General features: G+C 62.0%; 23 protein-coding genes and 1 riboswitch. Of the genes, 18 read left to right on the forward strand and 5 right to left on the reverse strand.

Annotated elements, in window-relative coordinates:
• Window position 1: 1 nt before the first annotated feature.
• The 4 genes from EL234_RS09525 to purU are packed head-to-tail and all read left to right on the forward strand — an operon-like array spanning window position 2 to window position 5,065.
• Window positions 2-3,112 carry a beta-ketoacyl synthase N-terminal-like domain-containing protein gene (locus tag EL234_RS09525; RefSeq protein WP_322787197.1) on the forward strand — a complete coding sequence of 1,037 codons (3,111 nt, stop codon included), beginning with the start codon at window positions 2-4 and terminating at the stop codon, window positions 3,110-3,112.
• On the forward strand, window positions 3,105-3,548 hold the full coding sequence (acpS, locus tag EL234_RS08085; RefSeq protein WP_126416970.1) for a holo-ACP synthase AcpS: 444 nt from the start codon (window positions 3,105-3,107) through the stop codon (window positions 3,546-3,548). Before EL234_RS09525 ends, acpS begins: the two co-directional genes overlap by 8 nt.
• A gap of 48 nt (window positions 3,549-3,596) precedes the next feature.
• A complete protein-coding gene (locus tag EL234_RS08090) occupies window positions 3,597-4,196 on the forward strand; it encodes a biotin transporter BioY (protein ID WP_126416971.1) in 600 nt (199 codons plus the stop codon).
• On the forward strand, window positions 4,169-5,065 hold the full coding sequence (purU, locus tag EL234_RS08095) for a formyltetrahydrofolate deformylase (RefSeq protein WP_126416972.1): 897 nt from the start codon (window positions 4,169-4,171) through the stop codon (window positions 5,063-5,065). Before EL234_RS08090 ends, purU begins: the two co-directional genes overlap by 28 nt.
• Before the next feature lie 11 nt (window positions 5,066-5,076).
• Here the strand turns inward: purU and EL234_RS08100 are convergent, their stop codons facing one another.
• Window positions 5,077-6,243, reverse strand: a complete 1,167-nt coding sequence (locus EL234_RS08100; RefSeq protein ID WP_126416973.1) for a GNAT family N-acetyltransferase — start codon at window positions 6,241-6,243, stop codon at window positions 5,077-5,079.
• A gap of 89 nt (window positions 6,244-6,332) precedes the next feature.
• Window positions 6,333-6,410: riboswitch (ZMP/ZTP riboswitch) on the forward strand.
• Window positions 6,411-6,434: 24 nt separating this feature from the next.
• On the opposite strand from EL234_RS08100, the gene glyA reads away from it, so the two are divergent.
• The 12 genes from glyA to deoC all read left to right on the forward strand — a co-directional run bounded on the left by glyA (window position 6,435) and on the right by deoC (window position 19,760).
• A complete protein-coding gene (gene glyA / locus EL234_RS08105; protein ID WP_126416974.1) occupies window positions 6,435-7,721 on the forward strand; it encodes a serine hydroxymethyltransferase in 1,287 nt (428 codons plus the stop codon).
• Entirely contained in the window at window positions 7,718-8,599 is an 882-nt protein-coding gene (locus EL234_RS08110) for a tetrahydrofolate dehydrogenase/cyclohydrolase catalytic domain-containing protein (protein WP_241968993.1), read from the forward strand. Before glyA ends, EL234_RS08110 begins: the two co-directional genes overlap by 4 nt.
• A gap of 17 nt (window positions 8,600-8,616) precedes the next feature.
• Window positions 8,617-9,423 carry an exodeoxyribonuclease III gene (locus EL234_RS08115; protein ID WP_126416975.1) on the forward strand — a complete coding sequence of 269 codons (807 nt, stop codon included), beginning with the start codon at window positions 8,617-8,619 and terminating at the stop codon, window positions 9,421-9,423.
• A gap of 14 nt (window positions 9,424-9,437) precedes the next feature.
• Entirely contained in the window at window positions 9,438-10,709 is a 1,272-nt protein-coding gene (locus EL234_RS08120) for a YihY/virulence factor BrkB family protein (RefSeq protein WP_126416976.1), read from the forward strand.
• Window positions 10,706-11,782: a mannose-1-phosphate guanylyltransferase gene (locus EL234_RS08125; RefSeq protein ID WP_126416977.1), complete on the forward strand. Its 1,077-nt coding sequence runs from the start codon at window positions 10,706-10,708 to the stop codon at window positions 11,780-11,782. The genes EL234_RS08120 and EL234_RS08125 overlap by 4 nt, the downstream gene beginning before the upstream one ends.
• A 156-nt stretch (window positions 11,783-11,938) precedes the next feature.
• Window positions 11,939-13,012 (forward strand): BMP family lipoprotein, encoded by a 1,074-nt coding sequence (locus tag EL234_RS08130; RefSeq protein WP_126416978.1) that lies wholly within the window; start codon window positions 11,939-11,941, stop codon window positions 13,010-13,012.
• Between the two features lie 123 nt (window positions 13,013-13,135).
• Complete coding sequence (locus tag EL234_RS08135; RefSeq protein ID WP_126416979.1) at window positions 13,136-14,671, forward strand: ABC transporter ATP-binding protein; 1,536 nt, start codon at window positions 13,136-13,138, stop codon at window positions 14,669-14,671.
• 46 nt (window positions 14,672-14,717) lie between these two features.
• Window positions 14,718-15,923 (forward strand): ABC transporter permease, encoded by a 1,206-nt coding sequence (locus EL234_RS08140; protein ID WP_407701395.1) that lies wholly within the window; start codon window positions 14,718-14,720, stop codon window positions 15,921-15,923.
• Entirely contained in the window at window positions 15,923-17,227 is a 1,305-nt protein-coding gene (locus EL234_RS08145) for an ABC transporter permease (RefSeq protein ID WP_407701388.1), read from the forward strand. The genes EL234_RS08140 and EL234_RS08145 overlap by 1 nt, the downstream gene beginning before the upstream one ends.
• Window positions 17,228-17,233: 6 nt before the next feature.
• The gene (locus EL234_RS08150) at window positions 17,234-17,674 is read left to right on the forward strand and encodes a cytidine deaminase (RefSeq protein WP_126416981.1); all 441 of its coding nucleotides are present in this window, start codon (window positions 17,234-17,236) and stop codon (window positions 17,672-17,674) included.
• Between the two features lie 37 nt (window positions 17,675-17,711).
• Complete coding sequence (locus EL234_RS08155) at window positions 17,712-18,995, forward strand: thymidine phosphorylase (protein ID WP_126416982.1); 1,284 nt, start codon at window positions 17,712-17,714, stop codon at window positions 18,993-18,995.
• 114 nt (window positions 18,996-19,109) lie between these two features.
• On the forward strand, window positions 19,110-19,760 hold the full coding sequence (gene deoC, locus EL234_RS08160; RefSeq protein ID WP_407701389.1) for a deoxyribose-phosphate aldolase: 651 nt from the start codon (window positions 19,110-19,112) through the stop codon (window positions 19,758-19,760).
• A 16-nt stretch (window positions 19,761-19,776) separates the two neighbouring features.
• Here the strand turns inward: deoC and EL234_RS08165 are convergent, their stop codons facing one another.
• A complete protein-coding gene (locus EL234_RS08165) occupies window positions 19,777-21,468 on the reverse strand; it encodes a phospho-sugar mutase (RefSeq protein ID WP_126416983.1) in 1,692 nt (563 codons plus the stop codon).
• 29 nt (window positions 21,469-21,497) lie between these two features.
• On the reverse strand, window positions 21,498-22,277 hold the full coding sequence (locus tag EL234_RS08170; protein ID WP_241968994.1) for a sulfite exporter TauE/SafE family protein: 780 nt from the start codon (window positions 22,275-22,277) through the stop codon (window positions 21,498-21,500).
• Between the two features lie 116 nt (window positions 22,278-22,393).
• Between EL234_RS08170 and EL234_RS08175 the strand changes: the two genes are divergently transcribed.
• Together EL234_RS08175 and EL234_RS08180 are read left to right on the forward strand one after the other, a co-directional pair.
• Window positions 22,394-23,155 carry an LOG family protein gene (locus EL234_RS08175; RefSeq protein WP_241968996.1) on the forward strand — a complete coding sequence of 254 codons (762 nt, stop codon included), beginning with the start codon at window positions 22,394-22,396 and terminating at the stop codon, window positions 23,153-23,155.
• Window positions 23,156-23,288: 133 nt separating this feature from the next.
• Window positions 23,289-23,459: a DUF3117 domain-containing protein gene (locus EL234_RS08180; protein ID WP_126416986.1), complete on the forward strand. Its 171-nt coding sequence runs from the start codon at window positions 23,289-23,291 to the stop codon at window positions 23,457-23,459.
• Here EL234_RS08180 and EL234_RS08185 read toward each other — a convergent pair.
• Both EL234_RS08185 and EL234_RS08190 read right to left on the reverse strand, forming a co-directional pair.
• Complete coding sequence (locus tag EL234_RS08185) at window positions 23,456-24,085, reverse strand: O-methyltransferase (RefSeq protein WP_126416987.1); 630 nt, start codon at window positions 24,083-24,085, stop codon at window positions 23,456-23,458. The two genes, EL234_RS08180 and EL234_RS08185, sit on opposite strands and share 4 nt — an antisense overlap.
• A 109-nt stretch (window positions 24,086-24,194) precedes the next feature.
• Entirely contained in the window at window positions 24,195-25,325 is a 1,131-nt protein-coding gene (locus EL234_RS08190) for an Mrp/NBP35 family ATP-binding protein (protein ID WP_126416988.1), read from the reverse strand.
• Window positions 25,326-25,349: the final 24 nt, after the last annotated feature.

Here is a 25,349-nt window from a genome sequence, read left to right on the forward strand (position 1 = left end):
CGTGCTGCTCAATGATCGTTGGGCGAGCGCCCGCGAGGATTTGGCTCGCATCGTCAACGGCGAACTGACCGTTGATGCGGGTGGCTGTACGCTGAACAGCTTCACGGGTACCGGCCCGGAGGTAGCACGCCAGGCGGAGTACTATGCGGATAACGCGGACGTGTCTGACGAGGTGCGCGACCTGCTGCGGCAGATCGCTAGCCGGGCCCTCGACACCTCGAAGGGCGAGTTTAGTGGCCAGATCGCCGTCGTGACCGGTATGACTCCGGATTCGATTGGCGGAGCCGTGACTAAGCGTCTGCTCGCAGGGGGAGCCACGGTTGTTGCGACCGCGTCGCGGGTTGATCAGAAGCGTCTGCTGGCTGGGCGCAAGCTCTACCGTGAGAACGCACGCGGGGATGCTGCGCTGTGGCTGGTACCGGCAAACCTGTCGTCGTACCGTGACATCGACGCGTTCGTGGACTGGGTAGAAAACCCGGTTCGCGAAACGGTGGGCGGCAAGACGCAGGAGAAGAAGCCGGCGATGATCCCGGATCTGCTCTTCCCGTTCGCCGCGCCGCGCGTACACGGCATGATGGACGACGCCGGGGCCGACACGGAAAGCCAGGCACGCCTCATGCTGTGGGGTCTGGAGCGTCTGCTCACCGGCCTGGCGAAGATCGGCTCGGATACGATGGTCGGCCACCGCATGCACGCCGTGCTGCCCGGATCACCCAACCGCGGACTGTTCGGTGGCGACGGCGCCTACGGCGAGGTCAAGGCCGCGTTCGACGCGATTGTCAACAAGTGGAAGGTCGAACCGTGGGCCGAGCGCGCCTCCATCGCGCACGCCCGCATCGGCTGGGTGCGCGGAACCGGACTCATGGGTGGAAACGATCCGCTCGTCGAAGCCGCGGAAGCTGCCGGTGTACGCACGTGGTCGACTGACGAGATGGCCGACCAGCTGCTGCAGCTGGCAAACTCCGAGGCCCGCGAGCGGGCTGCTAGTGAGCCGATCGACGCCGATCTGACCGGCGGGCTGGCCGAACTGGACTTCCCGGCGCTCGCAAAGAACGCACGCGTGGAAGAACCAGAAGCGGCCAGCGAACCGGAAGGCGAAACCATCTCGGCGCTCCCGAGCCCGCAGGTGGTGGGCTTGCCCGAGTATGCCGACGTGTGGGATGGCGGCAGTGCACGCCCCGAAGACACGATCGTCATCGTGGGCGTGGGCGAAGCCGGCCCGTGGGGCTCGTCGCGTACCCGCCTGTCCGCCGAACTGGGTATCCAGGCCGACGGCGAGGTCGAACTCACCGCGGCAGGCGTGCTTGAACTGGCATGGATGATGGGTCTTTTGACCTGGCACGAAGCGCCGAAGGCTGGCTGGTACGACGCCGAGGACAACTACGTCGAGGAATCCGAGATCTTCGCGCGTTACCGCGACGAGGTCGTAGCACGCGCCGGCGTGCGCCGGCTTTCCGACGACGGCCCGATCCAGGACGGCGGAACGGTTGACATGGTCACGGTGTTCCTTGACCGGCCGGTCTCCTTTGCCGTCGACTCCGAGGCCGAAGCTCGCGCCTACGAGGCTGCCGACCCGCAGTTTACTGAGGTCAGCGCGCCGAACCCGGACAACCCGGACTGGGTGGTCACCCGCAAGAAGGGCGCCACCGCTGTGGTTCCGCGCAAGACGACCCTGTCACGCTACGTGGCCGGTCAGCTTCCGGAAGGTTTCGATCCGAGCCGCTGGGGTATCCCGGCGTCGATGATCGAATCGGCGGACAAGATGGCCGTGTGGAACCTCGTGACCACGGTGGATGCCTTCATTTCGGCAGGCTTCGAACCAGCCGAACTGTTGCAGGCGATCCACCCCACGCAGATCGCCTCCACTCAGGGCACCGGTTTCGGTGGCATGAGCTCGATGCGCAGACTGTTCGTGGAGCGCTTCCTGGGCGAAGACGTTCCGCAGGACATCCTGCAAGAGACCCTGCCCAACGTGATTGCTGCACACACGATGCAGTCGTACGTGGGCGGCTACGGAGCGATGGTGCAGCCGGTGGCGGCATGCGCGTCTGCGGCCGTGTCGCTCGAAGAGGGCGTAGATAAGATCGCCACAGGCAAGGCCACCTTCGTGGTGACCGGCGCCTGCGACGACATCTCGGTGGAATCACTCGAAGGGTTCGGCTTCATGAACGCCACCGCCGACTCGAAGTCGCTGGAAGAGCAGGGGATTAACGACCGCTTCTTCTCCCGCGCAGGCGACCTGCGCCGCGGCGGCTTCGTGGAGGGTCAAGGCGGCGGAACCGTGCTCATCGCGCGCGGTGACCTCGCACTCGAACTCGGCCTGCCGGTCTACGGCGTGGTCGGCTACGTGCAAACCTTCGCCGACGGCGCGCACACCTCGATCCCAGCTCCGGGACTCGGTGCACTCGCAGCCGGCCTAGGTGGAAAGGACTCGCGTCTGGCACGCAACCTTGCCAAGCTCGGCGTGAGCCCCGACGATATCTCGGTGCTGTCCAAGCACGACACGTCAACGAACGCGAACGATCCGAACGAAGCCGAGTTGCACGACCGGCTGGCCAAGGCACTTGGCCGTACGGCTGGCAATCCGCTGCACGTGATCTCGCAAAAGACGCTGACCGGCCACTCGAAGGGCGGCGCGGCACTGTTCCAGATCGCGGGCCTGACCCAGGTGTTTGAGACGGGCATCGTTCCGGCGAACCGTTCGCTCGACAATCTGGATCCGGTGTTCTACGAGCGCGACTACTTCGTGTGGCTGCGCGACCCGCTCAACCTGGGCAAGCGCGGACCGATCAAGGCGGCGCTCGCCACCTCGCTCGGCTTCGGCCACGTGTCCTCGCTCATGGCGATCGTGCACCCGGGCGCTTTCGAAGCGGCGATTGTGCGCGCTCACGGCCGCGAGGCCGCAGACCAGTGGCGTACACGCGCTGAAGCACGCCTGCGTGCCGGTGCCCGTCACATCGAACAGGGCATGATCGGAAGGCGCGAGCTCTACGCTCCGATTGACGGACGCCGCTTCAAGGCCGATTCGCCGGACTACGACGCGCACGAAGTAGAAGCAGCCATGCTGCTCGACGCCGATGCGCGCCTGGGCGCGGACGGATTCTATGCCTAACGAGGCTCGTGGCACGGTGGGGCTGGGAGTGGACCTCGTCCACATCCCCGGCTTCATCGACCAGCTGGATGCGCCGGGCACGCGGTTCGCGGAGGTTTTTGCCTCCGCGGAGCGCCGCGCTGCCCGGCGCCGAGCCGCAGCAACCGGCAACCACCAAGGCCACCATTTGGCCGCCCGTTGGGCCGGAAAAGAAGCTTTCATCAAAGCCTGGTCGGCCGCACTGGTTGGCCAGCCGCCTGTGCTCCCGCCCGAATCGGTCAACATGAGCGAGGTGCGCATCATGGCCGACGCGTGGGACCGCCCCTACGTGGAACTCGACGGCGACGTGGCAAGCGCGTTTGCCACATCCGTTCCCGGGATGCGCCCGGTGATCTCGCTCAGTCACGACGCCGACTACGCGATCGCCGTCTGCCAGCTCGTCCCTAGTCATCCCTAGCGTGGATAGTCCCCACTAACCTGCTGGATAATCATCGAAAGAACACCAATGAATCTAACCAATATCCTTTCTTCCTTGCGCATGTCCTCCCGCCAGATCGGCGTTGCACACCAGCCGCACACCGCGGCAACTCTCGCACGTCAGATCGCAGCAGTTCTCACCGGCACGGCGATTGTGGCCCTTGCCGCTCAGATTGCGATCCCGTTCTACCCCGTCCCGATCACCATGCAGACCCTGGCCGTCGTGCTCGTGGCCTGGCGCCTTGGCGCAGGCCGCGCGTTCGCTTCGCTCGGGCTGTATGGTGCGCTCGGTGCGGCCGGCCTGCCCATCTTCGCGGCCGGAACGTCGGGTGCCGGCGCCTCCGCCGGATTCATTATTGGCTTCGCACTTGCCGCGGCCTTCGTTGGCCACATGTCCTCCCGCAAGCCGCTGACCGGCTGGCGCGCCATGGGCGTGTTCGCCGCAGGCCTTGCCATTCCGTACGTGCCCGGCCTGATCTGGCTCGCAGCAGCAACCGGGATGGGCGGTCCGCTGTCGGCCGCTGTGCTCGGCGTCGGAGTCGTCCCATTCATCCCAGGCGACCTCGTCAAGCTCGCACTCGCCACCGCGATTGCGTCGGCATGGGCATCACGGGCGAAGCAGGGGTAATATCGCCTATTGTGACAACCGTGAGTAATGACAATCTGGTCCTAACAGTCAAGTGCCCGGACAGGCCGGGGATCACCTACGCGATCACCGGCCTGCTGGCCTCCGTGGGCGGAAACATCCTCGAATCCCAACAGTTCAATGATCGCGAGTCGGGATACTTCTTCGTCCGAATCGAAGCGGAAGTGCCCGGCGGGCTGCCAACGATCGAAAACGCGTTCGCGGCCCTAGCAGCCAACCATGGCATGACCTACCAGATTTCACAGGCAAACAGGCCCATGCGCACGCTCATCATGGTGACCAAAGACTCGCACTGCCTAGCCGACCTGCTGTCTAAGCAACACGAGGGCCGGTTGCCGATCGACGTCGTCGGCGTCGTTGGTAATCACGAAACGCTGCGCCCGCTTGCGGAGTTTTACGGCCAGGACTTCATCCACATTCCGATCACGAAAGACACGAAACCCGAGGCGGAAGCTCGCCTGTGGGAGCTGATCACCGAGCGCGATGTGGAACTCGTGGTTCTTGCCCGCTACATGCAAATCCTGTCCGAAGACATGTGCACCAAACTCGCTGGGCGGGCGATCAACATTCACCACTCGTTCCTGCCTTCATTTAAGGGAGCACGCCCCTACCAGCAGGCACACAACCGGGGAGTCAAACTCATTGGCGCCACCGCACACTACGTGACCGCAGACCTTGATGAAGGCCCGATCATCGAACAGGATGTCGTCCGCGTGGCACACGACGAAGACGAACGTGAACTCATGGCCAAAGGCGCCGAAGTAGAACGCCAAGTGCTCTCGCGTGCAGTCCGCTGGCACGCCGAACACCGCGTGATGATGAACGGCCAGCGCACGGTCATCTTCAGCTAGCGACGGGCGGGTTACCGGCTGCCGCCGGGCACCCACTGTTCGCCGTCGTAAACGCTCACCCAGTGTGAATTCGCGGCCGTCACCTCAAAGCCGAGGCGGTCGTTGACCTTGCACATACCCACGTTCGATTCGGCATTCTCGGTCTGGATGCGTTTGATACGCGGCTGGTGAATAAGCAGCTCGCGGTAGAGCTCAATTTTGGCCAGTGTGGCCAGGCCGCGCTCACGGTAATCGGAGCGCACCCACGTATCAACCTGCTGGGCCACCGAGCCTTTGGAGCGGAAGAACGCGTGCGTGGTTGCCACCACCTGCTGTGTGTCGCGTTCGCGGATGATGACTATCCGCCGGTCATTACCGCGATCCGCGGACGCTTGCAGGTTGCGAGTGTAGTCCTCGACCGTCGTCGTGAAGGCCGCTGCTGAATCCGATTGCGGGTGGTCAGCGTTAAACGCGTTGACGGCTGCCACGAACTCGGGCGTGATCTTGCCAATGATGTCGTTGCAGTAGATGAGGATCTCAAGCGAATCAGCAAGCGGCGGAGGCTCGATCGCCCCGGAAACGAGCCGGCCAGAAAACGTCTCCAAGTCGAGTTCGGAAACCTTTTCTACCATCTCCAAACCGAAACCTGCTGACTGCAGGAAAGCCACCGTAGGGTCTCCAGCCGGTAGTGTGCCGATTCCAATGCGGGGAGTGATGGCCTCGCCGTCGTCAGAAATACTCGTATTCGGCCGGCTCTCGGCCTGGGTACGCCCGTGTTCGCGAAGGAACCCACGTAGCTCGCCAAGCCCGGCCCGCCCGAACCCGCGCCGGCGCCTGTCCGGATCGATGTACATGCCGATATGAGATGTGAACGTGTTTTCCTTCTGCGGTAATACTGCGGAGGCTGTTCCGACGACGTCGTCTGGTTCGAGATCGTTAAACGACACCGGTTCGGTCACGGTGGTGATAGCGAACTGGTAGAACGGAAACTCAAGGTGGCGCGGCTGGATCACGTTATCCCGGTAATCGGCCGTCGTGGGCGCCAAATAATCGGCATGCCCGCGCACTTCAATCTGCTCGGCACGGGCCAAATCGTAGACGCGCTGCCACGCCGGTCCGATCACCTGCGCACAGGCAGAATCCGCAACAGGGAGCTCGATGAGCGTAACGGGAGTATCAGTGGCAGCAACAGTATCCATATAGTGATCATTTCAGCCGCCCGCATTTGCAACAAATCAGCGCGATCGCACGTCTCAGAACGTGGGAATTTTCGGGCCGTGGGGTAAACTGGCGCCGATGCGACTGGCGTAGGTGGTTACCACCGGGGAGCACACGGAAGCGTTGGCCGTTCGCCTGGGTTAACGCTGAGGAAGACGAGGAGATTGCCAGAATGTCTGACCTTTTTACCATGTCCATTGACGAACTTGATCCTGAGATCGCGCAGGTGCTCACCGATGAGCTATCTCGCCAACAAACCACACTCGAGATGATCGCGTCGGAGAATTTCGTGCCGCGCGCAGTGTTGCAGGCACAGGGTTCGGTGCTCACGAACAAGTATGCGGAAGGCTATCCGGGCCGGCGTTACTACGGCGGTTGCGAGCACGTTGACGTTGCTGAAAGCCTTGCCATCGAGCGGGCGAAGGCACTGTTTGGTGCCGAATACGTGAATGTGCAGCCGCATTCGGGTGCGCAGGCGAACGCCGCAATTTATCACGCGTTGCTCAAGCCGGGTGACACCATTATGGGCCTGGAGCTCTCGCATGGCGGGCACTTGACGCACGGGATGAAGATCAATTTCTCCGGTAAGAACTACAACGTGGTGTCCTACGGCGTGAGCGAAGAGGACCACCTCATCCACATGGACGACGTGCGGGCGAAGGCGCTCGAGCACAAGCCGAAGATGATCATTGCTGGCTGGTCGGCCTACCCGCGGCACCTTGATTTTGCGAAGTTCCGCGAGATCGCTGACGAGGTGGGCGCCTACCTGTGGGTGGACATGGCACATTTCGCCGGTCTCGTTGCTGCCGGCTTGCATCCGAGCCCGGTGCCGCACGCCGACGTCGTCACCACCACAATCCACAAGACGCTCGGCGGGCCGCGCTCGGGCATGATTCTTTCCCGCGACGCCGAAAAGTTCGGCCGCAAGCTGGATTCGGCCGTGTTCCCCGGCCAGCAGGGCGGGCCGCTCATGCATGTGGTGGCTGCGAAGGCGGTGGCACTCAAGGTGGCTGCAACTGACGAGTTTAAGGACCGCCAGAAGCGCACGCTGGAAGGCGCGAAAATCCTGGCTGAACGCCTGCTGCAGCCAGACGTTGCTGACAAGGGAATCTCCGTGGTCTCGGGTGGCACGGACGTGCACCTGGTACTCGTGGACCTGCGCAATGCCGAGATGAACGGCCAGGAAGGCGAGGATCTGCTGGAGAAGGTCGGAATCACGATCAACCGTAATTCGGTGCCGTTCGATCCGCGGCCTGCCTCCGTGTCCTCGGGCCTGCGCATTGGCACCCCGGCTCTTGCTACCCGCGGTTTCGGCGCGGAGCAGTTCCGCGAAGTGGCCGACGTGATCGCGCAGGCGCTTCGCGATGGCGACCAGGCTGATATTGCCGGGTTGCGCGCCCGCACGGCTAAGCTCGCCGCGGATTTCCCGCTCTACGAAGGGCTGGATCAGCTCGCATGATCGTCATGGACGGCAAGGCCACGGCGGCCGCGATTAAAGCCGAAGTGGGCGAGCGTGTTGCCGAGCTGCGCGAGCGGGGTATCGTGCCCGGCTTGGGGACGATCCTCGTCGGCGACGACCGCCCGTCCCGGGTCTACGTGGATGCCAAACACCGTGACTGTGCCGACGTCGGTATCCGCTCGCTACGTATCGAACTGCCCGCGGACGCATCGACCGCCGACGTGCTTGCGGCCGTCGAACACTTTAATGAAGCGCCGTCGGTCACCGGTTTCATCGTGCAGCTTCCACTGCCGAAGCAGTGCGACACGGATGCGATCGTGGAGGCGATCTTGCCGGAAAAGGACGTGGATGGTTTGCACCCGGTCAACGTCGGTCGCCTCGCCGGCACCTCGACAGGCGAGCTGCCGGCTCCGATTGCGTGCACTCCGCGCGGGATTGTGGAACTCGGCCAGCGCCACGGCGTGGACTGGGACGGCGCCGTCGTGTGCGTCGTCGGCCAAGGGAAAACCGCCGGCCGCCCGCTTTCGCTCCTGCTCACACACGAAAAGATCAACGCCACCGTCATCTCCTGCCATATCGGCACCCGCGATCTGGCCGCACACACCCGCCAAGCCGATATTGTGGTTGCTGCCGCCGGGTCGCCGCGGCTGATAAAACCTGACATGATCAAGCCGGGAGCCGCGGTGTTCGACGTCGGTGTCAGCCGCGAAGTCGGCGCGGACGGCAAGTCGAAGCTCGTGGGTGATATCGACCTGGCTGTCCGCGAGGTGGCGGGCTACTTTTCTCCAAATCCTGGGGGAGTGGGCCCGATGACCCGCGCGATGCTCTTGGTCAACGTGGTTGAGGTGGCCGAACGCCTCGACTTGGCCTACACGTAACTGAAAGAGGAGAGTCTGTGCTGGTAGCAACTGTCAACGTCAACGGGATCCGCGCCGCGGTGCGCAAAGGGATGCGCGACTGGGTAGAGGAAACGGGAGCCGACGTCATCCTCCTGCAGGAGGTGCGCGCCCCGGAAGACCTCGTGGCAGACATCGTGGGCGAGGACTACACGCTCATCCAGCGGGCTTCTACGCTTAAAGGGCGGGCGGGCGTCGCCATCGCCGTTCGCAAGGGACTCGAGGTCACCAGTGCGGTGATCGGGATCGGCGAAAATGAGCCGGACGTGGATACCGGCAGGTGGGTCGAGGCCACAATTCCCGAGCTGGGCACCACCTTTGTTTCTGCCTACTTGCATTCTGGGGTGGCGGATAATCCGGAGAAAATGGCGGCCAAGTACGCGCATCTGGACCGCGTGGAGGCCCGGCTTGGCGAGTTACTGGCTGAGCGGAGCGCCGACGTGCCGCACGCGCTGGTAGGCGGGGATTTCAACATCGTTCACACCGAACGCGACATCAAGAACTGGAAGCCGAACTACAACAAGACTTCCGGCGTGCTCCAACCCGAAATCGACTATTTGGACCGCTGGTTTGCCGGGCAGTGGGTGGATACACACCGTCAGCTTTCGGGCGAGGCGCAAGGCCCGTACACGTGGTGGTCGCAGCGCGGCAAGGCTTTCGATAACGACGCCGGGTGGCGGATCGACTATCAGATGACGACGCCGGAGCTCGCCGAGCGTGCCGTATCCGCGCGTGTTGACCGGGCGCCAAGCTATGCGGAGCGCTGGTCTGACCACGCCCCGCTGGTCATGCGCTACGACGTTTAGGCAGGAGGGTGAGCGTGCGATACGAAATAACGACCACGGATAAGCCGCCCGCGATCGTGGCCGCAGGTACGAGGATCGCTGGTTGGGTGATGAACCTGCGTATTGTGCGCGCGTTTCAACGCTACGGGCAGGCCCGCGGTCCGCAACTATCGGGCGGGATCGCCTATTCGGCACTGTTTGCGCTGGCCAGTACGCTTACGTTGCTACTGACCGCATTTTCGTACACGTTGGGTGGTAACGACGAGCTGCGGGAAAACCTTTTCGCCGCAATCGATTCTGCGCTGCCGGGCGTGTTGAAAATGAACGGCCCAGATAGTGAAGGAATTGTTGAACCCGAGGTCCTCATTATTGACGATCCGCTGAACCCTGCCACTGTGATCAGCTCGATTGTGCTCATCTGGTCGGCCATCGGATTAATGACGGGTATCCGCAATTCCGTGCTGTCCATGTTTGGGCTCGCCCGCGTGACGCGTAATCCGGTGCTTGCTAAACTCGCAGATTTCAGCGGCTTCATCGTCATTAGCGCGTCGGTACTCGTGACCACGGCTGCTGCCATGGCCGCGCGGTTCTTCGCCGAACCGATTCTGGAATTCCTTCATTTCACGGCGGGTGCTTCCTCGTTCTTATTGAGCGCCACGACCTTCGTGATCTCTTTTGTTGTTGACGCGGCCGTGGTCATGTTCCTCATCCGAGTGATGGCAGGCGTGCGCGCGCCGCTCAAAGATCTCGTCATCGGCGCAATGGTGGGCGCACTTGGGTCGGCCGCGTTGCGTTACCTGGGAACGTCGGTGGTTGGCTCGGCATCGAACAATGCGATCATGGCAGGTCTGGCAACTGCCGGAACGCTCCTCCTGCTGGTCAACTTCCTGGCCCGCCTGTTGCTCATTTCCGCCTGTGTGACGGCCAATCCGCCAGCTCCGGGGGAGCCGACCCCGAGCCAGATCGAACACCTGGAAGAAACCCCGAACTACGTGACCGAATCCGATCCGCGCACCAAACAGTGGAACTACGATCCCATTTCGGGCGTCATCGCTCCCGATCCGCCGGAGTCCGAACCCGAACCTGTACCGGAGTGGACCGGCTGGAAAGCGCGCCGAGCACGCGCGAAAGTGGACAAGGCTCGCCAGGCCGCCGAGGTGGCCACCCAAGAGCTGGCCGTGGCCGAGCAGAACTACCGCGACGGCGCATGGGCAGCCTTCCACACCAACACTCGGCGCACCACAAACCGCAAACTCGCCAAGGTTGAACCAGGCGACGTGACAGCGATCAAGGAGGACCGCTCATGATCCACGCAATCATCCCAGCAGGTGGGGCTGGCACTCGCCTGTGGCCGCTTTCGCGCCAAGACCATCCCAAGTTCCTCACTGATCTCACGGGCGCTGGCCGTACGCTCATCCAGCAAACCGTGGACCGGCTCACCCTGATCAGCACCGACATCACCGTGGTCACGGGGGCGGGCCACAAGCAGGCGGTGGCTATGCAGCTGCCAGAAATCGCGCAGCACAACATTATTGCTGAGCCTTCACCGCGCGATTCGATGGCGGCTATCGCGCTCGCAGTGGCAGTGATTTCTCAGCGGCACGGCGACGTCGTCGTCGGCTCGTTCGCAGCTGACCACCTGATTCGTGACGAGGCGGCGTTTCACGCGGCCGTACGTGATGCACAGACGGCCGCCGAGCTCGGCTACCTGGTGACGATCGGGATCACCCCTGACCATCCGGCCACGGGCTTTGGCTACATCTGGGAAGGCGAGCCGATCGACGGCACGCAGCGCGCCCGTGCCGTCAGGCAGTTTGTGGAAAAGCCCGATGCCTCGACGGCCCAGCGCTATCTGGACACGGGTCAGTATCGGTGGAATGCTGGCATGTTCGTCGCCAAAGCGAGCGTGCTCCTGGGCGCACTTGAACGATTCGAACCGGAACTCCACCACGGAGTCATGGAGATCGCCCGCGCCTACGACACGGACGAGCGTGCGGAGGTTCTTGAACGCGTGTGGCCTACCTTGAAGAAGATCGCCATCGACCACGCGATCGCCGAACCGTTAGCCGACGACGGCGGAGTAGCCGTAGTCCCAGCTGAGATGGGATGGTCCGACGTCGGCGACTTCGCCTCACTCTTTGAGGTGACGGGCGGTGACGTGCTCACGGCCCCGGGTGGGACCAGCCAACCGGTGATCCCCGTCGACTCTGCGGGCAGCCTTATCGTGACGCACTCCAAACCGATCGCCATCGTCGGAGTGCCGGGTGTCGTCGTCGTTGAAACAGAAGATGCGATTCTCGTCACCACCCGCGATAAAGCGCAAGGTGTCAAGGATGCTGTCTCCCAGTTACCGCAACTGGGATTACATCACCTGAGATGAGATCGTGAAAAAATAAAACATCTGCGATAGTGTAGGCACGCTGGCGGGCACATTCCACAATGGAATCATTACAGGCAAATGCTGTGAGGCACCCGCTAAGCTTGGTGGAGCTCACTGCACGGGCAGTGACCGTGAGGTTTACGAAGGGGTAATCACGTGAATAAATTCAAGAAGCTGGCCGCACTGGCAGCAGCTGGCGCTCTCGCACTGAGCGCGTGCTCCGGCGGCACGAAGGAAGACGGCGCATCCGACTACAAGGCATGCATCGTCTCCGACGCTGGCGGCTGGGACGACCGCTCGTTCAACGAGTCCGCATACAACGGGCTCATGGCAGCAAAAGAAGAGCTCGGCATTGCCACGGGCACGGCAGAATCGCAGTCGGATGCCGACTTCGCGCCGAACGTTGAAGCGATGGTTGCCGACGGCTGTAACATGATCATCGGCGTCGGCTACCTCCTGGAGCAACCGCTCGAAGATGCGGCTAGGGCGAACCCGGATCTGCACTTCGGTCTGGTTGATTCGGCGTTCACCGATGCTGACAACCAGCCAGTGACCATTGATAATGCGCGTCCGCTCGTGTTCAACACGGCAGAGGCAGCCTTCCTGGCCGGCTACCTCGCTGCGGGAATGAGCAAGACTGGCACGGTGGCCACGTTCGGCGGCATGCAGATTCCGTCCGTGTCGATCTTCATGGACGGCTTTGTCGACGGCGTCAAGCACTACAACGAGACCAAGGGCACGGACGTCAAGGTGCTCGGCTGGGACAAGGACAAGCAGGTTGGCGCGTTCACGAATTCCTTCGACGATCAGACGCTCGGCAAGCAGCAGGCACAGCAGTTCCTCGATCAGGGTGCTGACGTGATCATGCCGGTTGCTGGCCCGGTTGGTCTTGGCGCGGCAGCAGCGATCCAAGAAACCGGCAACGCCTACTTCATCGGTGTTGACTCCGATTGGCACGAGACGGCTCCGGACTACGCCGATCTGATTTTGACCTCGGTCATGAAGGAAATCTCGGCCGCGGTCCAAGACACGGTCAAGGCCGGTGCAGAGGGCAACTTCTCGCCCGAATCCTACATTGGCACGCTCGAGAACGGTGGCGTGGGCTTGGCTCCCTACCACGAGCTTGACAGCCAGGTTCCGGACGAGCTGAAGGCTGAAATCGATGACCTCACCGAGAAGATCAAGTCCGGTGAGATCAAGGTAGAATCGCCGAACTCGCCGTCGGCATAGTAGACAGCCATGGGGGAGGCTCGCCAATGTGGGCGAGCCTCCCGGTGGCGTTAGGCCTCGTGAGCCGGCAGCTACGCCGCCACAGGATATTCCTGGCGTAACCACACGCGAAAGGTAAAACGAGTGAAACTCGAACTAAGAGGCATCACAAAAAGATTTGGCTCGCTCGTAGCTAACGATCATATTGACCTCGTTGTTGAGGAAGGGCATATTCATGCCCTGCTAGGTGAAAATGGTGCTGGCAAGTCCACGCTCATGAACGTCCTGTACGGCTTGTATGATGCCGACGAGGGCGAGATCCTTCTGGATGGGAAACCGGTTTCTTTTTCCGGGCCGGGCGACGCCGTCGCAGCCGGTATCGGCATGGTTCACCAACATTTCATGCTCATTCCCGTGTTCACCGTGGCAGAGTCGATCGCCCTCGGCTATGAGCCCACGAAGGCTGGCGGCCTTATCGACATCGCTAAGGCACGCGAGATCGTACGCGACGTCTCGGCACGCTTCGGTTTTGACCTTGATCCGGATGCGCTCATCGAAGACCTTCCGGTGGGTGCCCAGCAGCGCGTCGAAATTGTTAAAGCGCTCTCCCGAGACGCGAAAGTTCTTATTTTGGACGAGCCGACTGCCGTGCTCACCCCGCAAGAAACAGACGACCTCATGGCGATCATGCGCCAACTGGCAGACAACGGCACGTCGATCGTGTTCATCACCCATAAACTGCGCGAAGTGCGCGCCGTAGCCGATGACATCACAGTTATCCGCCGCGGCAAAGTGGTCGGCCACGCCGATCCGTCCAGCACCGAAGCCGAGCTTGCCACGATGATGGTGGGCAGGCCAGTCATGATGAAAGTTGATAAGGAACCGGCTCGCGTACGTGGCGAGGGCCTATCGATACGCAACCTGTCCGCATTCAACGACGCCGGAAGCCGCACGCTTGACGACATCACGTTCGATGTCGCCCAGGGCGAGATCGTGGCCGTGGCCGGCGTGCAGGGCAACGGGCAGACGGAACTCGCCGAAGTCATCATGGGCCTGCAAGAGCCTGCAGCTGGAGAAATCACGCTCGGTGGCACTGACATCACCGGAGCGAGCGTACGTAAGGCGATCGACGCCGGGATCGGGCTCATCCCCGAAGACCGCTCTGCCGACGGCATCATTGCCACGTTCTCCGTAGCAGAAAATCTGATCCTAGATCAGTACCGCTACGAGCCCTTCTCGAAAGGGCCGGCACTGCGCCCGAAGGCGATCATGGACAACGCACACGAAAAGGTGGCCGAATACGACGTCCGCCTCACCTCCGTCACCGATCCGGTCTCCACTCTGTCCGGTGGCAACCAGCAAAAGGTCGTCGTCGCCCGCGAACTATCACGAGACCTGCAGCTACTCATTGCGAACCAGCCGACCCGCGGCGTCGACGTCGGCTCAATCGAATTCATTCACAAGCGGATCGTTGACGTGCGCGATTCCGGAACGCCGGTGTTGCTCGTCTCCTCGGAACTCGACGAAGTGGTGGCGCTCGCGGACCGGATCGTGGTCATGTACCGCGGCCGGGTGAACGGCATCGTGCCGGCAGACACTCCGCGAGGAGCGCTCGGCCTCATGATGGCTGGCGTACCGCAAGATGAAGCGTTGGCATCGAAGGAGGTCGTCAATGGCTAAGCAAGAAAACACCGGCAAAGCCGGGATTGGCACGTGGCTAAAAGGCATGGTCTACACCGGGCTACGCTCAGGTTGGCTCGTGTCCGTGCTCGCCGTCGTTATCGCCTTCCTTATCGGCGCGGTGCTCATCGCCATGACGGGCGCATCCGTCACGGAAGCGTATTACAACATGTTCCGCGGGGCGATCTTTAACCCTGACGGGCGCACTTTCGCCTACCAGATCAAGCCGCTGACCGATTCGCTGTTCTATGCGATCCCGCTCATCTTGGGCGGCTTGGGCTTGGCGTTCGGCTTCCGTGCCGGGCTATTTAACATTGGTGGTGCCGGCCAGCTTATTTTCGGTGCGCTGGCTGCGGCCTGGGTGGGATTCAACTACAACATGCCGCCCGTGGTTCACACGCTCGTGGCACTGCTTGCCGGCATTGTTGCCGGCGCCCTATATGCCTCGATTGCGGGCATTTTGAAAGCGCGTACCGGGGCGAACGAAGTGATCGTGACGATCATGCTCAACTCGATCGCCGGGCTGGCTTTGAGCTACATCCTCTTGCAGCCAGCGTGGCAGGTTCCCGGCACGAACTTCCCGAAGACCCCGAACGTTGCAGACAGCGCAGCGCTCACACCGCTCCTTCCGCCGCCGTTTAAGTTGCACGCTGGAATCATCATCGCGATCTTGGCGACGATCGTGTTCTGGTGGCTGCTCGAACGGTCCACGTTCGGTTTCGAAGTTCGTGCGGTGGGCGCAAACCCGGATGCGGCACGTACGGCCGGCATTTCGGTTGGTAAGGTCACTGCGCTGACGATGATCGTCTCTGGTTCCTTCCTCGGCCTTGCCGGGGCTAACGAGGCGCTCGGCACGATCGGCTACGTGTCTGGAAACGTGGCCGGCAACGTCGGTTTCGACGCGATCACCGTGGCACTGCTCGGCCGGAACAAGCCGATCGGCACGTTCTTTGCCGGTTTGCTGTTCGGCGCGTTCAAAGCCGGTGGTTACATCATGCAAAATGCAGGCGTACCCATCGACATGATTCTTATCCTGCAGTCCACCATCGTGTTGCTGATCGCAGCCCCGGCGCTCGTTCGTTGGCTCTTCCGCCTTCCGGCAGCAAACAACGTGACGCTGCGTCAGTTCGTCACGCTACAAGAGCGCGGCCTCGAGATCACGCCAGCCAACGTGAAGGCGCTTGCCGAAGAACGCGGTGATGAAGAACCGAAAGTTGACGCCGTGGCCGGCTCCGAAGGAGGCGAACGCTAGTGAGTGCTCAGACCAAAACTAACGCGCAGATCGTTGATCAGGACAACGTGCAAAAGCGCTTATCGTTCAAGATCCCGATCACGTTCGCGCTTGCAAGCATCCTGCTGATCTTCTTCGCCATCAGCGCCGACGGCGACACCCGGCTGCGCCTGAATGACCGCAGCCAGTCCATCAACATTGACGACATCACGATCAACGCGCCAAACGTACTCTGGGCATTCGCAGTGATCGCTCTCATTGGTACGGCCTGGTCGTTCTTCTCCACGTTCTCGCGCGGAAAGTACGGCCGAGTGGGCCGGATCATCGACGTCGTCGCCATGATCGTCGTCGGGCTGTTAACAGTGTTCGCGTTCCTCATCTTCGCTGGCGCGGGCTCGAGCGGCGCGGTCACCGTGACATCGACACTCGTGTCTACCGTGGCGATCTCCACCCCGCTGATTTTCGGCGCGCTGTCCGGCGTCGTCTCTGAACGAGTTGGCGTGATCAACATCAGCATTGAAGGCGAACTGCTCGCCGGCGCGTTCGCCGGTGTGATGGCGGCGTCGTTCTTCCAAAACGCCTACGTGGGCCTGCTGTTTGCCCCGCTCGCAGGCGCCTTCCTCGGAGCACTGCTCGCTCTGTTCTCGGTGCGCTACGGCGTGGACCAGATCATCGTCGGTGTAGTGCTCAACGTGCTGGCACTCGGTTTGACGACGTTCTTCTTCGGAACGCTCATGACCCAAAACCAGCCGCTGCTGAACACGAACAAGTATTCGCTCAAACCGATCAAGATTCCCGGCCTGTCCGAGATCCCGGTGATCGGGCCGATGCTGTTCAACCAGTCGATCCTCGTCTACATCATGTACGCTGCCGTGATCTTGCTTGCGATCTTCATTTTCCGCTCCCGCTGGGGCCTGCGCCTACGCGCCTGTGGTGAGCACCCGAAGGCTGCGGACACGGTAGGCATTAACGTCAACCGTACCCGCACGATCAATACGATCTTCGCCTCCAGCCTGGCCGGCTTGGGTGGTGCGTTCTTCACGATCGGCTCCGGCCTGGCGTTCACGAACAACATCTCCGCTGGCAACGGCTATATTGCACTGGCGGCCATGATCCTCGGAAAGTGGCATCCGGTGGGCGCGATGGGCGCCGCCGTCATGTTCGGCTTCGCACAGGCTGTCGCACAGTTGATCCCGTCGTTGCACGCGGGTATTCCGTCGGATCTGGTCAACATGATCCCGTACATTATTACGATCATCGCGGTGGCCGGCTTCGTCGGTAAGTCGCGCCCGCCGGCTGCGGAAAACGTTCCCTACCTGAAGTAGGCGCACATGGTTGATGTCGATTGGCAACAGCTGAAAGAGCTGGCGATTGAAGCGATGCGTACCGCCTATGCGCCCTACTCTGGGTATCCGGTGGGCGCCGCGGCACTGGTTGACGACGGGCGGCTCATCTCGGGGTGCAACGTAGAAAACGCGTCCACCGGGCTGGGCACGTGCGCGGAAAACGGTCTGGTCTCGGCGCTCATCCGCTCGGGTGGAGGGCGGCTTGTCGCCGTCTCCTGTGTCAACGGCAACGAAGAGGCCGTGGGCCCGTGCGGGCGGTGCCGGCAGATTCTTTACGAACACGGCGGCCCGGAGCTTTTGGTCAACATGCCAGGCGACGGCCCGGTACCGATGACCACGGTGCTGCCATACGCTTTTGGGCCGACGTCGCTGGGCGAATACAGCGGCGCTACGAGCGTTGACCTGACTCAGACCATTTTCGATTAACGACGCCGCGGCAAGGCACACAACATAAGGAGCGACGATGACACAGTTCGACGCGGTAGACATCATTCGGGCCAAACGGGACGGCGCGAAGCTTTCCCGCGAGCAGATCGACTGGACGATCAACGCCTACACGACCGGCGTGATGGGCGATGAGCAGATGGCTGCGCTCGCGATGGCGATCTTCTTGAACGGGATGGACCGGGAGGAGATTTCGCAGTGGACGGGCGCCATCATCGATTCGGGCGAGCGAATGGACTTTGGTTCGCTCGGTAAGCCGACTGCTGACAAGCATTCCACCGGCGGGGTGGGGGATAAGATTACCCTCCCGCTGGCACCGCTTGTTGCGGTTTACGGGGTTGCGGTTCCGCAGCTGTCTGGCCGCGGGCTTGGCCATACGGGCGGCACGCTCGACAAACTCGAAGCCATCCCAGGATGGCGGGCAGACCTGTCGAACGATGAGATCATGACTCAGCTGGGTGAAGGCTGCGGCGCAGTCATCTGCGCAGCCGGTGCCGGGCTCGCACCTGCCGATAAGAAGCTCTACGCGCTGCGCGACGTGACCGCCACGGTTGACTGCATTCCGCTCATCGCCTCGTCGATCATGTCGAAGAAGATCGCAGAAGGCACCGATTCGCTCGTGCTCGACGTCAAGGTCGGATCGGGAGCGTTCATGAAGAACCTCGAGCAGGCTCGCGAATTGGCACGCACGATGGTCGATCTGGGCACGGATGCCGGAGTGAAAACCACCGCGCTGCTGACGGACATGTCTACCCCGCTTGGCCGCAAGGTAGGCAACGGACTCGAAGTGGAAGAGTCCGTGGAGGTGTTGGCCGGTGGCGGGCCGTCCGACGTCGTCGAACTCACCCTCGAACTTGCACGGGTGATGTTGGCGGCGGCTGGGCAGCCGGATGCCGACGTCGACCGCGCACTCAAAGATGGCCGGGCGATGGACGTGTGGCGGGCAATGATCCGCGAACAGGGTGGAGATCCGGATGCGCCAATGCCGGTGGCCAAGCACACGCACGAGATTGTAGCCGAGGCTTCTGGCACGGTCTCAAAGCTTGACGCGCTGGCCGTAGGCGTGGCCTCCTGGCGGCTGGGATCGGGCCGGCCGACCAAGAACGAGCCCGTCCAGGCTGCCGCAGGTATCGAGCTGTTCGCCAAGCCTGGCGACACGGTACGCAAGGGCGACGTGCTCATGCGTTTCCACACTGACGACGAGTACCGGATCGAACGCGCCCTCGAAGCTTTAGCCGGGGGAGTAGAGATTGGCGGTCAGTACACGCCGCGTGAGTCCGTGGTGCTGGATCGCGTGGACTAACCCGCCTGCGCGCCGAACGATTTCCGCCAATCCGCGGTTTACACACGGAGAACAGGATATGTTTAACGTGTTCCCGTTTTTAACGTGGGTGATGGCGCCCTCGAAAAAGGAGTGATGATGAATAACGTAGCTGGCATGATAGACCACACGTTGCTGAAACCGGAGGCCACGATCGACGACGTCGTGGACCTCATCAACGAAGCGAAAGAACTGGGCACGTATTCGGTGTGCGTATCGCCGTCGATGCTGCCACTTCCAGACGAAGTTGATTTGGGCGATCTGAAACTGTGCGTGGTGGTCGGCTTCCCATCCGGTGCCGTGGTCTCCGAGATCAAAGCCGCCGAATCAGCACGTGCGGTGGCGGCGGGCGCTGACGAGATCGACATGGTGGTCAACCTTGGATACGTCAAGGAACACGACTGGGACGCCCTCGAATACGACATCTCGGTAGTTCGCGACGCCGCTCCCTACGCGGTGCTCAAAGTGATCATCGAATCGGCCGTCCTCACAGATGAGGAGATCGTGGGCGCCTGCAAAGCTGCGAAGGCCTCCGGCGCGGATTTCGTGAAGACCTCCACGGGCTTCCACCCGGCAGGCGGAGCGAGCACTCACGCCGTGCGCCTCATGAAGCAGACGGTGGGCGAGGAGCTCGAGGTGAAGGCCTCGGGCGGGATTCGCGATGCTGCGACTGCGAAAGAAATGATCGCCGCAGGTGCGACCCGCCTTGGCCTTTCTTCCTCGCGTGCCGTGATCGAAGGTTTTTAGACCGTTAGCCGGCGAGCTAAAGTTCTAGCAGCTTGGCGACGTCGGCCTTGAACCGTTCCATACGCTCGGCCGCTGCGCTGCGGGCGTCAGCGAGCGCATCTGGCCCGGCAACCGGCTCGATCACTTCGAGGTAGCACTTGACTTTCGGTTCGGTGCCGGACGGGCGAATAATCACCCGATCGCCAGCCTGAGTGCGGATCCGAATCGCGTCGGTGGGCGGTAGATCTCCGCTTCCGTTCGCGAGATCTTCCACCGATGCCACAGGCGAGCCGATGAGCTCGGTGGGCGGTGCAGTGCGAATCTTTGCCATGGTCGCTGGGATCACCGCGAGGTCAGCCACGCGTACCGTCACTGGTGCAGTGTGGTAGACGCCGTGGCGGATCGCTAGCTGGTCGAGCACATCCTGTAGTGAGCCGCCCGCAGCCTTGGCCTTCGCCGCGATTGTGGCAAGAGCAAGCGCTGCGGATACGCCGTCCTTGTCTTTAACCAGCTCGGGCAGCACGCAAAAGCCGATCGCTTCCTCATATCCGAAGGCGATCTCAGCAGCGCGGGCAATCCACTTGAACCCGGTGAGCGTGGCTTCATAGTTCATGCCGTGGTGGCGCGCGATCTGTTCGAGCAGCTGGGAGGACACGATGGACGAGGCCAGTGTTCCGGCCGCGCCGGAGGCCGCCACGTGTTCACCCAGGATCGAGCCGATCTCGTCGCCGCTGAGCTGGCGCCATCCGGCATCGGCGGGGATGGCTACCGAGCACCTGTCCGCATCCGGGTCAGAAGCGATGATGATGTCTGCACCCACGCGGGTGGCGGTGGCAATCGCTTCGTCGAGTGCGCCGGCTTCTTCCGGGTTGGGGAAGGCAACCGTGGGAAAATCCGGATCGGGATTGATCTGCGAGTCCACGGGCACGACGTCGGTAAACCCGGCCTGCTCGAGCAGCGGGCCAACGAGGGCATTGCCTACACCGTGCATCGGCGTGTAGACAATCTTAAGATTCTGCGCAGTGGCCGAATCGGGAGCGTTCGGCGCGAACGCGGCAAGCGTGTCAGAGATATAGTCGGTGACGATCGAGTTATCGAGTACCTGCCACCCGCTCGCCATCGGCACCTTGTTTGCGGGAGGTGCCGCCGCGATTTTCTCGGCGATCTGGCCGTCAACAGGTGGGATGATCTGCACGCCCTGGCCGTCTTTACCAGCCGCGCGTCCGCCAAGGTAGACCTTGTAGCCGTTATCTTGCGGAGGGTTATGCGAGGCCGTGACCATGACGCCCGCATCCGCCCCAAGCTTGCGCACAGCGTAAGCCAGCAGCGGGGTGGGTAGGGGGCTCGGCATGAGGAGGGCACGCCCGCCGGCCGCGGTCACGATCGCCGCCGTGTCTTCGGCGAACTGCTGGGAATTATAGCGGGCGTCGAATCCGATAACGACGAGCGGATCGGCCGCTACCGTATCGACCAGCCAGGCCGTGAGCCCGGCCGCCGCCCGGCGTACCACCGCGGTGTTCATCCGGTTTGGACCGGCAGCCATCTGGCCACGCAGGCCGGCAGTGCCGAACTGCAGCGTGCCGGCGAAACGATCAGCGAGTTCGGTGCGCGCGGCGTCGTCGCTGGTAGCGCGCTCCAATAAGTTTTCAAGTTCTTCCCGGTCCGACGGCGATGGATCGGCGTTGATCCACGAACGAACGTATTCGGCCAGTGCACTCATGTCAGTCATAGAGTCCCTCTCAGTTTTTGCGGGTCTGATTAGCATACATTCTGGATAGCGGTGATAGCAGCTATGGCGAGCAGGAGTGCGCCGAAAGCGATCGTTAATGTAGCTGCGCTGACCTTGCGGCTGATCGGCGCGCCGACCAGCCCGCCAAGTGCGGACGCAGCAGCGAATACTGCGATCACCGGCCAGTTGATCGTCACGTCTGTTCCGATCCGGCCCAGCAGCCCGAAGACGGCCGTGATGGCCATGACGAGCACGCTCGTGCCGGCAGCTTCCCTCATGGAAAATCCGAATACGTACACGAGCATGGGCACGACGGCGAAGCCACCACCCACGCCGAACACGCCGGCCAAGAGTCCCACACCAAGCCCTCCGGCAATGATTGCCCACGGCCGTGGAGAATTATGCCGAGCGGGCCTGGAATCGCGCGTTTCGGCGTCGTTGGTCCGCGCCTTGAATCCGCTGCGCACCATGGCAATACCCACCGCGCACAGCAGGATTGAAAAAGTGATCATGAGCGCGCGCCCGCTAAGAAGAGGAGCTAGGCGTGCCCCTCCAATTGCGCCCAGCGAGCTGGCTGCCGCCACAAGTACGCCGCCACGCCAGTTGACGTTGCCCGCCCGCGCGTGCGACCACAGTGCCGTGACGGCTGACAGGGCTACGATGACGAGCGACCCGGCCGCGGCTTCGTGCGGGCTAAACCCAAGAAAATACACGAGTGCGGGTACGGAGAGGATTCCGCCGCCGGCACCCAACATGCCAACGACGACGCCGATTCCCAGCCCCGCGATCGCGGCCACCACAATATCCATCACGGTCAAGCATATGGGGTGAGCGAGGCTGAGCGCATCGCGGCCGAACCGAAACTGTGGAAGGTTTCCAGAATGTTAACCGCAGTCCTAGTACTCTTGTGCACATGGTGAAAAGTATGAGGAAATATCACAAGGGCCCGGTCATGCTGCGGCGCACGCAGATTCCGGAGACGACGACGGACGCGCGGCTGTTGCAGCCGTTGCAGGATTCGTCGTTTATCCACGGCGATCCGTGGCGGATCATGCGCATCCAGGCAGAGTTCGTGGAAGGTTTTGGCGCCCTGGCCGATATCGGGCCGGCGATTTCTATTTTTGGTTCGGCGCGCACGCCGAAAGACGACCCGTATTACGAGCTGACGGTAGACATCGCTAAGCGCTTAGTGGCAGAAGACTACGCTGTCATCACCGGCGGCGGCCCGGGGATTATGGAGGCTGGAAACAAGGGCGCGCTCGAAGCCGGCGGCGTATCGGTGGGCCTTGGCATCGAGTTGCCTTTCGAACAGGGCATTAACGAATACGTCGACTTGGGAATTAACTTCCGTTACTTCTTCGTGCGCAAGATGATGTTCGTCAAATACTCGCTCGGCTTCATTGTGCTACCAGGCGGTTACGGCACGATGGACGAACTGTTTGAGGCGCTCACCCTCGTGCAAACCCACAAGGTCTCCTCGTTCCCCGTGGTGCTCGTGGGCAGCGAATACTGGAGCGGGCTCGTTGACTGGATCAAGGGAACCCTGCTGGAGGGCGGGTTCATTAGCCCGGGCCACGAAGACATCTTCACGATCGTAGACACGGCTGAGGACGCCGTACAGGCGGTTGTCGACGGCGTACACCGGCTTGCCGACGAGATCCGCAACGGCAACACAGACGCGTCCTAACCCGACCTGCGCGGGCGAAGCGCGGCAGTATTTTGTGATCTGTTGCGCTCTTGCCCTGTCATGGCTGGCAAATTCGCGTAGAATTAGGGATTAGGAGAAGGCGAATAGAGCGCCTCGGAAGGAGAAATAGTCCATGGCAGCCATGAAACCGCGCACCGGAGATGGACCGCTTGAAGCAGAACGCGACATCCACGGCACGACTCTAAGGATGCCGTTGGAAGGCGGGGGCCGTCTCGTCCTCGAGCTGAGCGATGATGAAGTGAAGTCCCTTCACGAAGTTCTGGACAAGCTGCTGAAGCTTTAGAGCTTTACGCTGATCAACAAACCATCCCCGAGGGGAATGAGGCTGGAGACCACGTCTTCAGCCTCAATTAATTCACGCCCCAAATTACGCAGCGTGACCGTGGCTTCGTCACGCCGTGCGGGATCTGCCACCCGGTCAGAGTTGAGCGCATGTGCGAGAACCAGTGTGCCGCCCGGGCGGAGCATCCGTAGAGCTTCGGACACGTCACCGGCCGCTTCGGCCGGATCGGCGTCGATCAACACCAGATCGTAGGCGTTATTTGCCAGCCGGGGGAGCAGGTCTGCACTACGGCCGTTGATGAGCCGGAAACGGCTCGGCCTGATACCCGCCGTGTTGAACATGCTACGCGCATAGTTTTGCGCTTCTGAATCGACGTCGATACTCGTGAGCACCGATTCAGATGAACCTGAAAGCAGGTAAAACCCGGAAAGACCCGTGCCCGTGCCCACTTCGGCAATGTGCTTAACCCCGTCGATGGATGCGAGGGCACGCAAGAAATGGCCAGTTGCGGGGGAGAGGGGATCGATGCCGAGTTCGAGAGCCTGGCTGCGAGCCTGCCGAGCCAGCGGCAAATCTGCAACGATTTGTTCCGCGTACGTCCACGATTGTGCCTTGTCGAGTGCCATCTTCTCCCCTGTGTGCCACTTTGCGATCTACGCCCAATATTACTGTGCGACGAGCTAGTTTGCTGGCAAGCTCGGCCCAGTTCGTGGCCGCGCCTCGGGCAGGGCTGATCTAGTTGACGGGTGCCACGCCGAGCGACATACCGGCGAGCCCGCGAGCGCGCGTGCCCAGCTGTTTGGCAATATCTCGGATCGCTTCTTGGGCTGGCGAATTGCCTTCTTGGCCGGAGAAGGGGATCCCGGAGTCGCCGCCTTCACGGAGATCTTGTTCGAGCGGTACCTGCCCGAGTAGGGGCACCTTGTAGCCGAGGATGCCAGACAGCTGTGCGGCTACGGTTTCGCCTCCGCCGGAGCCGAAGATGTCCATCTTCGTGCCGTCCGGCATTTCGAGGTAGGACATGTTTTCGATCACGCCCACGACTCGCTGGTTGGTTTGCCCGGCCATCATGCCGGCTCGTTCAGCCACATCGGCGGCAGCCACCTGTGGGGTAGTTACGAGCACGATTTCGGATGTGGGGATGAGCTGTGCGACCGAGAGTGCGACGTCGCCAGTGCCCGGTGGCAGGTCGATGAGGAGGACGTCGAGATCGCCCCAGAACACGTCCGCGAAGAACTGTTCGAGCGCCCGGTGCAACATTGGGCCGCGCCAGACGACCGGGCCGTTTTCCTGCATGAACATGCCGATCGAAATCGTCTTCACACCGTGCGAAATCGGCGGAATGATCATGTTATCCACGGCCTGTGGCGGGGTGTCCACGCCCATCATTTGCGGAATCGAAAAGCCGTAGATGTCGGCGTCCACGATTCCTACGCTCAGTCCTTGCTGGGCGAGCGAGGCCGCAAGATTGACTGTCATTGACGATTTACCGACCCCGCCCTTACCGGAGGTCACCGCGTACACGCGCGTCAAATTACCGGGCTGGGCAAAAGGAATCACACGTTCGGCCTGGCCGCCACGCAGAGTCTTGCGCAGTTCAGCCTTCTGCTCCTCGTTCATCACGCCCATCTGCACGTCCACGCGCGTCACGCCATCCAGCGCGCCCACGACTTCCTGGGCGTCTTGGGTAATCGTGTCGCGAAGCGGGCAGCCCGCCGTCGTCAGGTCAATCCCAACCGTGACCACGCCGTCGTCGTCAATATCAACTGAGCGCAGCATGCCCAGCTCTGTAATTGGGCGCTTGATCTCAGGATCGATGACGTCGCCTAGGGCCTCGGTGATCTCTTCAATGCTCGGTAGACTCATGGCTTTCATCCTAGCCATACCGCT

It is taken from the genome of Trueperella bialowiezensis (genome assembly GCF_900637955.1).
Classification (GTDB): Bacteria; Actinomycetota; Actinomycetes; order Actinomycetales; family Actinomycetaceae; genus Trueperella; species Trueperella bialowiezensis.

What these genes read in the sequence shown, in the direction of transcription:
- acpS (WP_126416970.1), top strand. Translation starts at nt 3,105, where the DNA reads ATGCCTAACGAGGCTCGTGGCACGGTGGGGCTGGGAGTGGACCTCGTC.
- EL234_RS08090 (WP_126416971.1), top strand. Translation starts at nt 3,597, where the DNA reads ATGAATCTAACCAATATCCTTTCTTCCTTGCGCATGTCCTCCCGCCAG.
- purU (WP_126416972.1), top strand. Translation starts at nt 4,169, where the DNA reads ATGGGCATCACGGGCGAAGCAGGGGTAATATCGCCTATTGTGACAACC.
- EL234_RS08100 (WP_126416973.1), bottom strand. Translation starts at nt 6,243, where the DNA reads ATGGATACTGTTGCTGCCACTGATACTCCCGTTACGCTCATCGAGCTC.
- glyA (WP_126416974.1), top strand. Translation starts at nt 6,435, where the DNA reads ATGTCTGACCTTTTTACCATGTCCATTGACGAACTTGATCCTGAGATC.
- EL234_RS08110 (WP_241968993.1), top strand. Translation starts at nt 7,718, where the DNA reads ATGATCGTCATGGACGGCAAGGCCACGGCGGCCGCGATTAAAGCCGAA.
- EL234_RS08125 (WP_126416977.1), top strand. Translation starts at nt 10,706, where the DNA reads ATGATCCACGCAATCATCCCAGCAGGTGGGGCTGGCACTCGCCTGTGG.
- EL234_RS08140 (WP_407701395.1), top strand. Translation starts at nt 14,718, where the DNA reads ATGGTCTACACCGGGCTACGCTCAGGTTGGCTCGTGTCCGTGCTCGCC.
- EL234_RS08150 (WP_126416981.1), top strand. Translation starts at nt 17,234, where the DNA reads ATGGTTGATGTCGATTGGCAACAGCTGAAAGAGCTGGCGATTGAAGCG.
- EL234_RS08155 (WP_126416982.1), top strand. Translation starts at nt 17,712, where the DNA reads ATGACACAGTTCGACGCGGTAGACATCATTCGGGCCAAACGGGACGGC.
- deoC (WP_407701389.1), top strand. Translation starts at nt 19,110, where the DNA reads ATGATGAATAACGTAGCTGGCATGATAGACCACACGTTGCTGAAACCG.
- EL234_RS08165 (WP_126416983.1), bottom strand. Translation starts at nt 21,468, where the DNA reads ATGACTGACATGAGTGCACTGGCCGAATACGTTCGTTCGTGGATCAAC.
- EL234_RS08170 (WP_241968994.1), bottom strand. Translation starts at nt 22,277, where the DNA reads ATGGATATTGTGGTGGCCGCGATCGCGGGGCTGGGAATCGGCGTCGTC.
- EL234_RS08175 (WP_241968996.1), top strand. Translation starts at nt 22,394, where the DNA reads ATGAGGAAATATCACAAGGGCCCGGTCATGCTGCGGCGCACGCAGATT.
- EL234_RS08180 (WP_126416986.1), top strand. Translation starts at nt 23,289, where the DNA reads ATGGCAGCCATGAAACCGCGCACCGGAGATGGACCGCTTGAAGCAGAA.
- EL234_RS08185 (WP_126416987.1), bottom strand. Translation starts at nt 24,085, where the DNA reads ATGGCACTCGACAAGGCACAATCGTGGACGTACGCGGAACAAATCGTT.
- EL234_RS08190 (WP_126416988.1), bottom strand. Translation starts at nt 25,325, where the DNA reads ATGAGTCTACCGAGCATTGAAGAGATCACCGAGGCCCTAGGCGACGTC.